We start from the raw sequence: 14348 nt of genomic DNA, 5'->3' as shown, positions 1-14348 counted from the left end.
GAAGGGCCTTGGCTGTTTCAGGCCCCCAGATAGGCCCCCAAGCGGGGAATTGCAATTGCCGGGGGGGCGGCGGATAGTGCGGCCCATGTGGGCCAGCCTGTTCTTCCTGATGCATACGACGGTGTCGCTGGTGATCGTCGCCCGCGTGCTGCTGCGTCCGCGGGTCGAACCCTCGGTCCGGCTGGCCTGGATCATGATCATCGAGGCCGTGCCCCTGGTCGGCATCCTGGCCTATCTGCTGTTCGGCGAGGTCCGGATGAACCAGGCCGAGGTGCAGCGCATGGCCGATGTGCGCGACCGGCTGACGGGCCTGCGCATGGCCACGCCCGCGGTGCGCGCGCTGCCCGCCGATCCCGCGGGCCCCGTCATCGCCGCGAACGAGGCGGTGGGCGGCATGCAGGCCCTGTCTGGCAACCGCCTGGCCCTGCTGGAGGAGGGTGACTGTGCCATCGACCGGCTGGTCGAGGCGATCGACGCGGCCCGCGATCATGTCCATGTGCTGTTCTATATCTGGCTGCCCGATGCCAGCGGCACCAAGATCGCCGAGGCGATCATCCGCGCCGAGGCGCGCGGCGTGCAGTGCCGGGTGATCGTCGATGCCTTGGGCTCGCGCGCGCTGGTGCGGTCCGAGCTGTGGGACCGGATGTCCCAGGCCGGGGCGGAATGCGTCACCGCCTTTCCCTGGGGCCTGCCCTTCATCAGCGTGCTGTTCCAGCGGCTGGACCTGCGCAACCACCGCAAGATCCTGGTGATCGACAACCGCCTGGCCTTCACCGGCAGCCGCAACTGCGCGGACATGGCCTTCGCGGTCAAGGCGCGCTTCGGCCCATGGGTCGATATCCTGGTATCGGTCGAGGGGCCGGCGGTGCGCCAGCTGCAGGCGGTCTTTCTGGGCGACTGGATGAGCTATACCGGCCGCGACCTGGGCGACATGCTGCAGCCCGTTGCGCCGGTCGCCGATCCGGGCCTGGCGGCGCAGGTCGTGGCCACGGGGCCGGATCTGCGCGCGGGCAGCGTGTCGGATTGCCTTGCGGGGATGCTGCATGCGGCGCGCGACCGGGTGGTGATCACCACGCCCTATTACGTGCCCGATGCCGCGCTGGATGCGGCGATCCGCGCCGCCGCGCGCCGGGGCGTGCAGGTCACCATGATCCTGCCCGCCCGCAATGACAGCCTGATCGTGGGTGCCACCAGCCAAGGCTTCTATTACGGCCTGCTGGCGGCGGGGGTGCGGGTCATGCTGTTCGAACATGGGCTGCTGCATTCCAAGATCATGACCGTGGACGGGCGCATGGCCATGATCGGCAGCGCCAACCTGGACCGCCGCAGCTTCGAGCTGAATTACGAGGTCAACATGGCGGTCTTCGACGACGAATTCGTGGGCATGCTGGACCGCCGCCAAGCCAGCTATCTGTCCCGCGCCCGCCAGATCACCCTGGACGAGGTCCGCGGCTGGAGCGCGTGGCGGCGGCTGCGCAACAACCTGCTGGCGCTGGCATCGCCGCTGCTGTGAAAGGACCGCCATGACCGACCTGTCCCGCCAAAGCTGCCGCCCCTGCGGCAAGGACACGCCCCTTCTGACCGAGGCCGAGATCGGCGCGCTGCTGGCCGATCTGCCCGCATGGCGGCTGAGCGGGGATGGGCGCGCGCTGGTCCGGCGCTTCGATCTGCGCGGCTTCGCCCCTGCGGTCGAGATGGCGAACCTGGCCGCCTGGCTGGGCAACCGGCAGGGGCATCACCCCGATGTGGCCTTCGGGTGGGGATATTGCACGGTCAGCTTCACCACCCACGCGGCGGGCGGCCTGACGCGCAACGACGCCGTCTGCGCGGCGCGGCTGGACGCGCTGCTGGCCTGAGGGGCGGCTGCGGGCTTGTTCCGCGCGCCGTCCCGGTCTATCCCGGCAAGGGATCGGAAGGCATCCCGCGCGAGGGCGGGCGAAGGGTTCGGGGGGCTTGGCATGGCGCGGCAGGATCACAGCTGGCTGTCCCGGCGCATCCGCGCCCGTGCGGCGCGCCATTGGCACCGCATCCTGGACCGCGCCCTGCGCCGCCCCGCCCCCGTCGACGAGGATATCCGCGACGAGGCCCGCGACCTGCACCAGGTCCTGTCGCGCCTGCTGCAGGTGGCCGATGCGCGCGTGACCAGCGCCCGCGATTCGCTGCGCCGCATGGTGCTGCCCGCGGGCACGGATTGGCGCTGGCGGCCGCATGTGCTGCAGGGGCGGATCTCGCCCGCGGCGCTGATCGCGCCCCCCGACGGCCGCTGGCTGTCCGAGGAGGTGGCGCTGTTTCACGACTGCCCGCAGCGCGCCGTCATCCTGCGCCAGGTCCGCAACCGCGGCGCCACGGACCTGGCCGATTACGGCCTGGCGCTGGAGGTGATGGGCTTCGGCGGCAGCTTCCTGTCCTTTTCCCTGTCCCTGCCGGCCGAGGCGCTGCAGGATCTGGGCGGCCATCACATCATCCGGCTGGAGACCACACTGCAGGCGGAACGGCCCATCGCCGTCTATGCCCGCCTGAACGTCCAGCAGGGGCCCAATACCGAAACCATCCTGCGCAAGCTGGGCGACGACATCGCCGGGCGCCACTGCCACCGACTGGTGGAATTCGACCTGGGCTATGCCGACCTGTCGGCGCGGTCCGTCGACAAGGCCTGGCTGGACCTGATCTTCGAGGCGCCGTTCATGAACGCGGTCGCTGCGCGCGACGTGATCCTGTCCCGCCATCCCCGCGCCCAGATGTGAAGGAGACCGCCATGCCGCAATTCGACAATCACGGGCTGCGCGGCGGCATCTGGCGCGGCCGCATCACCGGGCTGGCCGCGGCCCCCGGCCGGGTCGTGCTGATCCATCACGGCGAGGTCCTGTCCCAGGCCCGGCTGGCCGCCGATGGCGACGATGCCTGGCTGGTCGAGGTGGACCTGCCGGGCCAGGTCCTGACCGAGGGGCTGCAGACCCTGCTGCTGAAGGCCGACGATGCCGAGGGCGAGGAGGGCTCGCGCCCCGAAGGCGTGCTGCTGGCGCGGATCTCGGTCATGGCGGGGCGGGTCCTGGACGACGACCTGGCATCCGAGATCGCCGCCCTGCGCGCGGAACTGGAGCTGGTGAAGCGCGAACTGCGCCGTTTCGCCGCCGAACAGACGGGCCGCTGACCGTCACCCTGCCGTCATGATTCCTTGCGAAAATCGGGGCGGACAGCTATATCGCCGGTTTCCCGCATCCCCGCCCCGCACGGGATGGCCGCATCCGCACCGCATCGCAAGAAGGCTTGCCCATGACCCTGCCGCAGACGCCCCATTACCTGATCGACATGGCCCGCCTGCGCGCGAACATGGAAAAGGTGGCCCGGCTGCGCGAGGCGTCGGGGGCCAAGGCGCTGCTGGCGCTGAAATGCTTTGCCACCTGGTCGGTCTTCGATCTGATGCGCGACTACATGGACGGGACCACGTCCTCATCGCTCTATGAGCTGCGCCTGGGGCACGAGACCTTCGGCAAGGAAACGCACGCCTATTCCGTGGCCTGGGCCGATCACGAGATCGACGAGGCGGTGGGCTATGCCGACAAGATCATCTTCAACAGCCTGTCCCAGCTGGACCGCTTCGGCGCCAAGGCGCAGGGCATCGCGACCGGGCTGCGGCTGAACCCGCGCTTTTCGACCAGCGGCTTCGATCTGGCCGATCCGGCGCGGCCCTTCTCGCGCCTTGGCGAGGGCGACGTGGAGCGTCTGGAATCCGCGCTGGACCGGATCAGTGGCGTGATGATCCACTACAATTGCGAGAACGGCGATTTCGACCTCTTCGACCGCCAGCTGACCCGGATCGAGGATGAATTCGGCGCCATCCTGAAGCGCTTGGACTGGGTGTCCTTGGGTGGCGGCATCCATTTCACCGGCGAGGGCTATCCGCTGGACCGGCTGGCCGACCGTCTGAAGGCGTTCCAGGACCGCTTCGGTGTGCAGGCCTATCTGGAACCGGGCGAGGCCAGCATCACCAACACCACCACGCTGGAGGTCAGCGTCCTCGACATCATCGACACCGGCCGCCCGGTCGCGATCGTGGACAGCAGCACCGAGGCGCATATGCTGGACCTGCTGATCTATCGCCAGGATGCCAAGCTGCCCGATACGGGGCCGCATGAATACCAGATCGCCGGCAAGACCTGCCTTGCGGGCGACATCTTCGGCACCGCGCGGCTGGATGCGCCCCTGTCCATCGGCGACCGCATCAGCATCCAGGATGCGGCGGGCTATACGATGGTCAAGAAGAACTGGTTCAACGGCGTGGCCATGCCCGCCATCGCGCGCCGCGAGGAGGACGGAACGATCCGCACCGTCCGCAGCTTCGGTTACGACGACTACAAGGCCAGCCTTTCCTGAAGGCGACCCATCCTCTGCCACCTGAAGGAGACAGAATTGGCGAAGAAGAACGTGCTCATCATCGGTGCGGGCGGCGTGGCGCAGGTCACGGCCCACAAGGTCGCGCAATGGGCGGCGGAATTCGGCGATCTGCATATCGCCAACCGCACCCAGTCCAAGGCGGATGACATCATCCGGACGCTGCGCGACAAGGGCCACGACATGCCCTTCACCAGCCATGCACTGGACGCGATGGACGCGGACGCGGTCGAGGCGCTGATCCGGCAGGTGGATGCGGGCATCGTCATCAATGTGGGCACGGCCTTCATCAACATGACCGTGCTGGAGGGCTGCATCCGCGCGGGCGCCGCCTATATCGACACGGCGATCCACGAGGACCCGTCCAAGGTCTGCGAGACGCCCCCCTGGTACGGCAATTACGAATGGAAGCGCCGCGAGGATGTGGCCAAGGCGGGCATCACCGCCGTGCTGGGCGCGGGCTTCGATCCGGGCGTCGTGAACGCCTATGCGCGCCTGGCCGAGGACGAGTATTTCGACCAGATCACCAGCATCGACATCGTGGACATCAATGCCGGGTCCCATGGCCGCTGGTTCGCCACGAATTTCGACCCCGAGATCAACTTTCGCGAATTCACCGGCACGGTCTATTCCTGGCAGAAGGGCGCCTGGCAGGAAAACCGCATGTTCGAGGTGGGCCGCGAATGGGACCTGCCCGTGGTCGGCAAGCGCACCGCCTATCTGTCGGGCCATGACGAGGTCCACAGCCTGTCGGCCCGCTACCCGCAGGCTGACGTGCGGTTCTGGATGGGCTTTGGCGAGCATTACATCAACGTCTTCACCGTCCTGCAGAAGCTGGGCCTGCTGTCCGAACAGCCGGTGACGCTGGCCGATGGCACCGATGTCGTGCCGCTGAAGGTGGTCAAGGCGGTGCTGCCCGACCCGGCCAGCCTGGCGCCCGATTACGAGGGCAAGACCTGCATCGGCGATCTGGTCCGCGGCACCCGCGACGGCAAGGAGGGCGAGGTCTTCATCTACAACGTCGCCGATCACAAGGAGGCCTTCGAGGAGGTCGGCAGCCAAGGCATCAGCTATACCGCGGGCGTGCCCCCGGTCGCCGCCGCCATCCTGATCGCCCGCGGGCCTTGGGACGTGAAGGCCATGGCCAATGTCGAGGACCTGCCCGCGCGCCCCTTCCTGGAGCTGCTGGGCCAGATGGGCCTGCCCACCCGCGTCATCGACGCCGAGGGCGATCGCGCCATCTGAACGCCCCTGTGCGAATTCCGACGTGACCTGCGCGGCGGCCCGGAACAACCGGGCCGCCGCCTGCGTTCGGCAGCGTTCAATTCATGCGCCGGATGCGTTGGGGAACGCGGCGCAGCCAATCGGGGGACAACCAGACATGCCGGGTCCGGAGGGACATCTTTTTCCGAAGGCCGCGTCGCGGCCGGACAGCTCGGTGCCGCGCTTGGCGAATTGGGCAGTCATCGGCATCTTCCTGATCATGGGCTTTGCGGCGGTCGCGGCGGGGCGCGATTTCCTGATGCCGGTCACCATGGCGATCCTGCTGTTCTTCGTCTTCACGCCGCTGCGCCGTTTTGCCGAAAGGCGGGGCGTGCCCGATGCGCTGACGGCGGCGGGGATCACCCTGTCGATCCTGTTCGCGGTGGCGGTCCTGGCCTATGCGGCCAGCGGGCCGATCAGCCGCACCATGACCAACATGCCGCTGATCAGCACTCAGCTGGAACAGAAATTCGAGAATGTGCGCGACAGCGTGGCCGACCTGCGCGACGCCGCCCGCCGCATCGACGAGGTGCAGTCCGGCGACAGGGGCGAGGACGCTGCCCTGCCCGCCATTCGCGTGGAGACCGAGGGCGAGACCACCCTGGCCAGCGTCGCGCGCTATGCGCCGCTGCTGCTGGGTCAGGTCGTCTTCACGCTGATCCTGCTGTTCTTCATGATCGCCTCGGGGGATCTGCTCTATCTGAAGATCGTGCAGAGCTTCGACCGGATGCGCGACAAGCGCGCCGCCTATCTGGCCCTGCGCGAGATCGAGGATTCGCTCGGCAATTATCTGGGCGCGATCACCATCATCAATGCCGGGCTGGGGCTGGCCGTGGGTCTGGCGATGTGGGCTTGGGGGATGCCGGCGCCGCTGCTCTTCGGGCTGGGGGCATTCGTTCTGAACTTCATCCCCTATCTGGGGGCGATCACCGGGGTGATCATCGCGGGGCTGGTCGCGCTGGTGGTGATGCCGGGGCTGTTCTGGCCGGCCATGGTCATGCTGACCTATCTGGGCCTGACCTCGCTGGAGGGGCAGCTCATCACCCCCTATTTCGTGTCCCGGCGGTTGCAGATGAACACGGTCGTCGTGTTTCTGGCCGTGGCGCTCTGGGCTTGGCTGTGGTCGGTCCTGGGCATGGTGATCGCCGTGCCGGTCCTGGTGGTGATGCGCGTTCTGGCCGAACATGTCCCGGGATGGGAGAAGTTCGGCAATTTCCTGGCCGGCGACACGCCCCCCGCCCTGACCGACGAGGACGAGGACGAGGCCCGCGACCTGGTCGAGGCGGGGGCCGAGGCCGAGGATGGCGAGACCGCCCGCGCCGCGACGGCGGGCCTTGTGGACCCGCCGTCACCGGCCTGAGCGGTCACAGCCCGGATCAGCCAGCGGGCGGCAGGCTGTCGGCGATCTGGTTCACCGCGGCCTCGATCTGCTGGCAGGTGCTTTCCACCGTGCTGCCCTGATTTTCGGCGGCCTCGGACAGGGCGATCTCGGTCCCCGAGATGGCCACGGTGCCCTCGGCCCCCTTGCTTTCGGCGGCGTCGCCCGCGGCGGCATCGCCGCCGGGCAGCAGGGCGATCAGCTGGGCCTGGGTCTCGACGGCCTCGGTGCCGCTGAACCCTTGGTCGTTGCAGTATTGCAGGATGCCCAGCTGGTTGCGGGCGGCCTCGTAGGTGGCTTCGGCATCGGCGGGCTGCGCCGCGTCCTGCGCCAAGGCGGCGGCGGGAACAAGGCCGAGGCCCAGGGCGAATGCGATCTTGCGGATCATGTCGTCTCCTTTGCGTCATGGCGCGGCACCGGCTCTGCGGGCCCGCGTCGACCCCGATCTAGGGGCTGGGCGCCCGAATGGCCCGACCCTGTCGACCCCGGGGCCTGCGACCGGCATATCCCTGCCGGAATCGCGCCGGGGCGGGGGGCGGGTCGGCATGTTCCAGCCCATCGGCCGGGAGCGCGGACACGATCGGTGACGGCTCTGTGATTGAACCCCTGCCGGGGGCGGTCGTTGATCCGGCAAGCGCGGCAGAGGCCGCAGCGAGCATCTGAAAGGAAAGACGTCATGACGACCAATCCGATCGAACGCCTGAAACTGGGTGGCAAGGCCGCCGTCATCGCCACGCTGATGGCGACCGCATCCTTTGCCCAGACCGCCCCGGCCGACGCCCCCGCCGAGGCCGTGACCACCATGGACGAGGTCCAATTCCCGGCCTTGGAGGCATGGGAGACCGATCAGCAGGTCATCGACAGCCTGTCGGCCCAAGGCTACGAGAACGTGGTCGTGCTGCGCGGCGACGATGCGCTGACCGTGACCGGCGAACGCGGCGGCCTGCCGACCGAGCTGGTCTTTGACAGCGAGACGGGCGTGCTGCTGCTGGCCGATGGCGTGGCTCCGGCCGATGCTGATGCCGCCCCGGTCGAGGATACGGTCTTGGATGGCACCGCCCCCGCCGCCGCATCGACCAGCGCGCGCGACACGCCGCCCGAGCCGGGTCAGGGCACGAATTTCAGCGGCCAGGATCAGGTTCCTCTGGATACGCCCACCGCATCCATCGAAGGCGACGAGACCGACCCCGTCGCCGAGACGATCCCCGCCGATGCGACGGCCCCCGTGGCCGATCCCGATCAAGGGGTCGAAGGCGCGGCGGAAACCGACTAATCGGTTCCCCATCAAGGTAAAAGGCCGGGCCGGGTGCCCGGCCTTTTTCATGGCCGGGTCAGCCGGTCCAGCGCCGCAATCAGGCCGGGGCCGTCGGGGCCCAGCTCGGCCATCAGGGCGGCGTTGAAATCCCGCGCCATGGGGCGCAGCCGGCCCATCAGCGAACGGCCCTTGGGGGTCAGGCGCAGCTCGATCAGGCGGCGGTCGGCGCTGCTGCCGGTCTTGTGCAGATGGCCCTCGGCCTCCAGCCGCGTGGCGGCGCGGCTGACCACGGATTTGTCCAGGTTCACGCGGGCATGGATGTCGCGGATGCTGACCGTGCCGGAATGGTCCAGATGCGCCAGCACCCGCCATTCCGCGACCGACAGCCCGGCCTCGGCCGCATAGAGCGCAGCGAAGCGGCGGCTGACCTGCTGGGCCGCCACCGACAGGCGGTAGGGCAGGAATTCGTCCAGATGAAACGCCATGGCCCCCCTCGCGTCCTTCAGCCGCGGGATCTGCACAAAAAGCACGGGCTTGGCAAGCGTCAGACCCAGCCCAGCAGCAGCGGCACCGCGATTAGCAGCGCCAGCATGATCGTCTGGCCCAGCAGCAGCACGACCGAGCCCGGCCCCACCTGCGCCATGCGCGCCAAGGATGTCTTCATGCCGACCGCCGCCACCGCCGCCACCAGCAGGGCGCGCGACAGCGTGTCGGCCAAGGACAGGACCGGGCCGGGGACCAGATGCGCGGAATTGGCCGCGGCCAGGATCAGGAAGACCACCACGAAGCCCGGCAGCAGCGGCGGACGCGCGCCCCCGCCCCGGCCCGCCTGGCGCAGCACCACCGCCGCGATCAGCACGACCGGCGCCAGCAGGGTCACGCGGATCAGCTTGACGACGGTGGCGATGTCGCCCGTCTCCTCGGACACGGAATAGCCGGCGCCGACGACCTGGGCCACGTCATGGATGGTGGCGCCCAAAAACAGGCCGGTGCGGTGCCCGTCCAGCCCCAGCCCCGAGGCCAGCATCGGATAGAGGATCATCGCCACCGTCGACAGGGCGGTGACGGTGATGACGGTGAAGGACAGGTCGCGTTCCGCCGCATCCCGGTCCGCGCCGCGCGGCAGGATCGACGACAGCGCCATGGCCGCCGAGGCGCCGCAGATCGCCACCGAGCCCCCGGTCAGCAGCCCGAAGGCCCGGTCCCGCCCCAGCCTGCGCGCCAAGGCGACCGACCCCAGGATCAGCGCCGCCACCGATCCCGCCACCAGCGCCACGAAGGGCCAGCCGATGGCCGAGACCATGTCCAGCGACACCCGCAGCCCCAGCAGGGCCACACCCGCCCTGAGAAGGCCCCGCGCGGCCAGGTCGATGCCCGGGCCCGCGCGGTCGTCCTCGGCCATGAAATGCAGCGGCATGCCCAGAAGGATCGCCATCAGCATGACCGGCGCGCCGTAATGGCCCGACAGGAACTGGGCGGCCATGGCGACGGTGACGGCCAGCATCAGGCCGGGGGCCAGCGCACGCAGGCGGGCCGGATCGGGAAGGGCAAGGGACATGGGGGAAACCGTGATGAATGGGGGGCGGGGCCGCAGCCCCGCGCGCCCCCGGGCGGTGTTACTGGATGTCGCGGTCGCGTTCCGCGGCCAATCCTTCCTCGGCCTCGGCCACCGCCTCGCGGAAGGCGGCCAGGATCTCGTCCCCGCCATCGACGGTGCCGGTGAACCAGTCATAGACCGGGGCCGCGGCCTCGGTGAAGGCGGCCTTTTCCTCGGGCGTGGGGACATAGACCTCGCCCCCTGCGGCGGCGAAGGCCTCGTAGGCGGCGATCGACTTGCGCTTGGGCGAGGCGAAGGTCGCCTGCTGCAGCTGATAGAAGCCGTCCACGACGATGCGGCGCATGTCTTCGGGCATGTCCATGAAGCGTTCGTTCGACATCCACCAATAGGCGCCCATATAGGCATGGCCGTCCAGCGTCAGATGGCGCAGCCCGGCATCGGGAAAGCGCATCGACATGATGTCGGTGATGCCGTTCGCGGTGCCCTCGACCACATTGGTCTGCAGCGAGGTGAAGAGTTCCGGCCAGGGGATCGGGGTGGGGGATGCGCCCATGGCGCGGGCCAGCTCCTGCGGCAGGTCGGCCACCACGGTGCGCAGCTTCAGCCCCTGCAGGTCGGCGGGGGTCTGCACGCGGCGCTGCGTGTTGGCGAAGTTGCGCCAGCCGCCGGTATTGCCGATGGTCATCAGGCGCAGCGTGTCGCCGCTGTCGGCCAGGGCGCGGTCGCGCAGATCGCGCATGAAATCGCCCGACAGCACGCGCTCCGCCACCCGGTCATCGGCCATGATATAGGGCAGGTCCAGCACCTGGAAATAGGGGAACAGCCCCGCCGCCCCGTCCAGCGTCGAGATATAGACGTCGATCGAGCCGTCGGCCACGCCCTGCAGGCATTCCGCCCCGTTCGAACACAGCTGGGTGCCCATGTAGATGTCCACCGCGATGGCGCCGTTCGAGGCGGCCTCGACATGGGACTTGAAGACCTGCAGGCCGTCGTAATCCTCGTCATCCTCGTTGGAATTGGCGACGGCGCGCAGGGTCCAGTCCTGCGCGGCGGCGGGCAGGGCGATGGCCATGGCCAGCGCGGCGCCAAGCGCCAGGGTCGTCTGTTTCAGCATTCTGTCCTCCCTCAAGGTCAGGTTCAGTCCGCAAAGCCGGTCAGGCGCGGAACGGTCATCGAGATGGCCGGGACGAAGGTGATCAGCAGGATCACCGCGATCTCGACCAGCAGGAACGGGACGATGGCACGGGCGATGGTCATGACCCGTTCCCTCGATACGGCGGCGGCGACGAACAGGACCAGCCCCATGGGCGGCGTGGCCAGGCCCACCGTCAGGTTGACGCACATGATGATGGCGAAATGCAGGCTGTCCACCCCCATGCCGGTGAAGACCGGGCCCAGGATCGGCGCCAGGATGATGATCGCGGGCCCCGCATCCAGGAACATCCCCACCACGAACAGCAGCAGGTTGATCAGCAGCAGCAGGATCAGCGGGTTGGCCGTCAGCGTCAGCACCCAATCCGCCATCAGCTGCGGGGTCTGGGACAGCGACACCACCGTCTTGAAGGACATGGCCGCCCCCACCAGCAGCAGCACCACCGCCGAGGTCAGCGCCGCCCGGCCCAGCACGTCGGGCAGTTCCGACACCCGCATCGTGCGCAGCACGAACAGGCTGATGACCAGCGCATAGAGGACGGCGACGGCGGCGGCCTCGGTCGGCGTGAAGACGCCCGCCAGGATGCCGCCCAGGATGATGACCGGGGTCATCAGCGGAAAGAAGGCCTTCAGGCTGGCCTGGCCGCGCTGGCCCCAGCTCTGGCGCGGCGCGGCGATGGGAAAGTCGTATTTGTCGGCCATGACCTTGACCGCGATCATCAGGCCCACGCCCACCAGGATGCCCGGCACGATGCCCGCCAGAAACAGCGCGGCGACGCTTTCACCCATGACATAGGCATAGATGATCATGATCCCCGATGGCGGGATGATCGGCCCGATGACCGAGCTGGCCGCGGTGATGGCGGCGGCGAACTTGCGGGTATAGCCCTGCTTTTCCATCGCCGGGATCAGCATCGATCCCAGGGCGCTGGTATCGGCCACAGCCGATCCCGACAGGCCCGCGAACAGCATCGAGGACAGCACGTTCACATGGGCCAGCCCGCCCCGGAAATGGCCCATCAGGGCCTGGGCGAACTCCACCAGCCGCAGCGTGATGCCGCCGCGGTTCATCAATTCGCCCGCCAGCATGAAGAACGGGATTGCCATCAGCGGAAAGCTGTCGATGCCGTTATAGAGGTTGCGATAGAGCAGCGTCAGGTCGCGTTCCTGGCCATTGAGCCACAGCAGGATGCCGGGGGCCGCCAGCATGCCAAAGAAGACCGGCAGGCTGGCCATCAGGAACAGCAGGAACAGCGGCAGGAACCAGATCAGGGCCATCAGTCGACTCCTCTCGCGCCGGTATCCATGCCGTCGCCGCCGGGTATGGGGGGCAGGTCGCGCGTGCCCAGCATCTCGGCCAGGTTGCGCAGCCACAATTCGATATTGACCGCGATCAGCATGCCCAGGCCGACGGGCAGGGATGCCATCATCCAGGACCGCGGCACCCGGTACCAGCTGGACAGGTCCCACGAGGTCGGGATGAACAGCGACGCGCTGGCGAAGCGGCCGCCAAGGCCGGTGACCTCGCGCCAGCCGATCTGGACGGCCACGACCAGGACCAGCATGGACAGCGACAGCAGGATCAGGTTCAGGATGCGGACCCCGGTCGCGGGCAGGATGCCGGGCAGGAAATCGATGGCCACGAAGCCGCCGCGCCGGAACGCGGTCGGCGCCATCAGCGCGGTCATCCACAACATGCAGAACCGCGCGGCCTCGTCGGGCCAGGCCAGCGCGCTGTTCATCACATAGCGCTGAAAGACCTGCACGATCGTCACCGCGACCATGATGGCGATGGCGGCGATGCCGATGGCGCGGCCGGCGGTCAGCACGGCCTCGTTGACCCGCGACAGGGGCCGGATCACGGCGGCGATCAGGCGCATTTCAGATTCTCCCCCCAACAGCGGTGCCGTGCCGTCCTCCCGACGCGGGCCGCGTTTCGTCCGGTCCTGCCGGTATCAGTTGATTTTCACCTGGGCGATCTGGCCGCCGAAGAAGGCCAGCGGCTGGCCCTCGGCCAAGGTGGCGCGCAGGACGCGGCCCACGACGATGGCATGGTCGCCCGCCTCGTGCAGGGCAAAGCGCGCGCAGTCGAACCGCGCCAGGCAATGGTCCAGCACCGGCACGCCCTCGGCGTTGCGCCCCGTCAGATCGCCGAGCGCGTCGCGGTTGCGCGCCACGGACCATGCCAGGTTCGCCTGATCCTCGGCCAGGACATGGATGGCGAAATGGCGTGCCTCGGCAAAGGCCGGATAGCGGGCGCTGGCGCGGGCCGGCGACCACAGGACCAGCGGCGGCTCCATCGAGACCGAGGAGAAGCTGTTGGCGGTGATCGCCACGCAGCCCTCGGGGGCCATGGCGGTGACGACGGTCACCCCGGTGGCGAAACGCCCGAAGGCGTCGCGCAGCAGCCGCCCGTTCCCGGGATCGGGCACGAAGCTGGAGGACCCCGACATCTGCATCATGCAACCTCCCGCCCGAGGGCGGCCTCATAAAGCCGGAACCAGTCGGTCCTGGACAGATCGACCCGGCCAGCTTCGGCGATGCGCGCGATGCGTTCAAGCGAATTGGTGCCCAGGACCGGCATGATGACGGCCGGATGACGCAGAAGAAACGCCACCGCGACAGCCGACCGGTCGGTGCCCTGTTCGCGGGCAATCGCGTCCAGGATGTCGGCCACCGGGCCGGTCCCGGTCATCAGGCTGCCGCCGCCCAGGGGCGACCAGGCCATGACCGGGTCGCGGCGGCGCTGATGAAAGGCCAGATCGCCGTCGGTGAACGGATCGACCCGCGCCAGCGAGATCTCGATCTGGTTCGTCGCCAGGGGATTCGTCATCGCCGATTCCAGCAGCTCCACGTCCCAGGGGCGGAAATTCGACACGCCGACCGCGCGCACCTTGCCCTCGGCGACCAGCGCGTCCAGCGTGCGGCCGGTCTCGTCATGGTCCATCATCGGATCGGGGCGGTGGATCAGCAGCAGATCGACGTGATCGGTGCCCATGTCGCGCAAGCTGGCCTCGACCGAGGCGCGGATATGTGCATCCGAGGTGTCGTAATGCTTGCAGGGCGCGGATGCGTGGCGACCCATGGGGGCCACGATGCCGCATTTCGTCACGATCTCGATCCGGTCGCGCAGGCCGGGGCTGGCGCGCAGGGCCTCGCCCAGGATCGCCTCGGCGGTATAGCCGCCATAGATGTCGGCCTGGTCCATCGTGGTGATGCCTTGGGCCAGGCAGGCCTCGATCTTGGCCTGCACATGGGCGGGCGAGGTGTCGGCATCGTCGCCGATCCGCCACATGCCATAGACCAGCCGCGACAGGCTGACGCCGCCCTTCAGTTCAACACGATCCATC

The 14348-nt window shown here is 68.6% G+C and carries 16 protein-coding genes; 8 read left to right on the top strand and 8 right to left on the bottom strand.

Going from position 1 to position 14348, the window contains the following annotated elements; translation table 11 throughout:
- The first annotated feature begins 85 nt into the window (after positions 1-85).
- The 7 genes from cls to JHW48_RS14595 all read left to right on the top strand — a co-directional run bounded on the left by cls (position 86) and on the right by JHW48_RS14595 (position 7015).
- Positions 86-1513, top strand: a complete 1428-nt coding sequence (gene cls, locus JHW48_RS14625) for a cardiolipin synthase (RefSeq protein WP_119884603.1) — start codon at positions 86-88, stop codon at positions 1511-1513.
- Positions 1514-1523: 10 nt separating this feature from the next.
- The gene (locus tag JHW48_RS14620) at positions 1524-1856 is read left to right on the top strand and encodes a 4a-hydroxytetrahydrobiopterin dehydratase (protein WP_119884604.1); all 333 of its coding nucleotides are present in this window, start codon (positions 1524-1526) and stop codon (positions 1854-1856) included.
- Between the two features lie 102 nt (positions 1857-1958).
- Entirely contained in the window at positions 1959-2744 is a 786-nt protein-coding gene (locus JHW48_RS14615) for a DUF6478 family protein (RefSeq protein ID WP_119884605.1), read from the top strand.
- Between the two features lie 11 nt (positions 2745-2755).
- On the top strand, positions 2756-3151 hold the full coding sequence (locus JHW48_RS14610; protein ID WP_119884606.1) for a hypothetical protein: 396 nt from the start codon (positions 2756-2758) through the stop codon (positions 3149-3151).
- 128 nt (positions 3152-3279) lie between these two features.
- Entirely contained in the window at positions 3280-4374 is a 1095-nt protein-coding gene (locus JHW48_RS14605; protein WP_205961838.1) for a carboxynorspermidine decarboxylase, read from the top strand.
- A gap of 36 nt (positions 4375-4410) precedes the next feature.
- Positions 4411-5637, top strand: a complete 1227-nt coding sequence (locus JHW48_RS14600; RefSeq protein WP_119884608.1) for a saccharopine dehydrogenase family protein — start codon at positions 4411-4413, stop codon at positions 5635-5637.
- Between the two features lie 193 nt (positions 5638-5830).
- Positions 5831-7015 (top strand): AI-2E family transporter, encoded by a 1185-nt coding sequence (locus JHW48_RS14595; RefSeq protein ID WP_240637649.1) that lies wholly within the window; start codon positions 5831-5833, stop codon positions 7013-7015.
- 16 nt (positions 7016-7031) lie between these two features.
- On the opposite strand, the gene JHW48_RS14590 is transcribed toward JHW48_RS14595, so the two are convergent.
- On the bottom strand, positions 7032-7421 hold the full coding sequence (locus JHW48_RS14590; RefSeq protein WP_119884610.1) for a pore-forming ESAT-6 family protein: 390 nt from the start codon (positions 7419-7421) through the stop codon (positions 7032-7034).
- A gap of 288 nt (positions 7422-7709) precedes the next feature.
- On the opposite strand from JHW48_RS14590, the gene JHW48_RS14585 reads away from it, so the two are divergent.
- Positions 7710-8306 carry a hypothetical protein gene (locus JHW48_RS14585; protein WP_119884611.1) on the top strand — a complete coding sequence of 199 codons (597 nt, stop codon included), beginning with the start codon at positions 7710-7712 and terminating at the stop codon, positions 8304-8306.
- A gap of 47 nt (positions 8307-8353) precedes the next feature.
- Here the strand turns inward: JHW48_RS14585 and JHW48_RS14580 are convergent, their stop codons facing one another.
- The 7 genes from JHW48_RS14580 to JHW48_RS14550 form a co-directional block, all read right to left on the bottom strand.
- Positions 8354-8773: a MarR family winged helix-turn-helix transcriptional regulator gene (locus JHW48_RS14580; RefSeq protein WP_119884612.1), complete on the bottom strand. Its 420-nt coding sequence runs from the start codon at positions 8771-8773 to the stop codon at positions 8354-8356.
- Positions 8774-8832: 59 nt separating this feature from the next.
- A complete protein-coding gene (locus tag JHW48_RS14575; protein WP_119884613.1) occupies positions 8833-9846 on the bottom strand; it encodes a YeiH family protein in 1014 nt (337 codons plus the stop codon).
- Between the two features lie 58 nt (positions 9847-9904).
- Complete coding sequence (gene dctP / locus JHW48_RS14570; protein ID WP_119884614.1) at positions 9905-10960, bottom strand: TRAP transporter substrate-binding protein DctP; 1056 nt, start codon at positions 10958-10960, stop codon at positions 9905-9907.
- A gap of 23 nt (positions 10961-10983) precedes the next feature.
- A complete protein-coding gene (locus JHW48_RS14565) occupies positions 10984-12276 on the bottom strand; it encodes a TRAP transporter large permease (protein ID WP_119884615.1) in 1293 nt (430 codons plus the stop codon).
- The gene (locus JHW48_RS14560; protein ID WP_119884616.1) at positions 12276-12878 is read right to left on the bottom strand and encodes a TRAP transporter small permease; all 603 of its coding nucleotides are present in this window, start codon (positions 12876-12878) and stop codon (positions 12276-12278) included. The genes JHW48_RS14565 and JHW48_RS14560 overlap by 1 nt, the downstream gene beginning before the upstream one ends.
- Before the next feature lie 75 nt (positions 12879-12953).
- Positions 12954-13460, bottom strand: coding sequence for a flavin reductase family protein (locus tag JHW48_RS14555; protein WP_419182395.1), 507 nt, complete (start codon positions 13458-13460; stop codon positions 12954-12956).
- Positions 13457-14347 carry an aldo/keto reductase gene (locus JHW48_RS14550; protein ID WP_119884618.1) on the bottom strand — a complete coding sequence of 297 codons (891 nt, stop codon included), beginning with the start codon at positions 14345-14347 and terminating at the stop codon, positions 13457-13459. Before JHW48_RS14550 ends, JHW48_RS14555 begins: the two co-directional genes overlap by 4 nt.
- Position 14348: the final 1 nt, after the last annotated feature.

This window comes from Paracoccus aestuarii, assembly GCF_028553885.1.
GTDB lineage: Bacteria > Pseudomonadota > Alphaproteobacteria > Rhodobacterales > Rhodobacteraceae > Paracoccus > Paracoccus aestuarii.
This window is presented reverse-complemented; position numbering and strand designations above follow the sequence as displayed.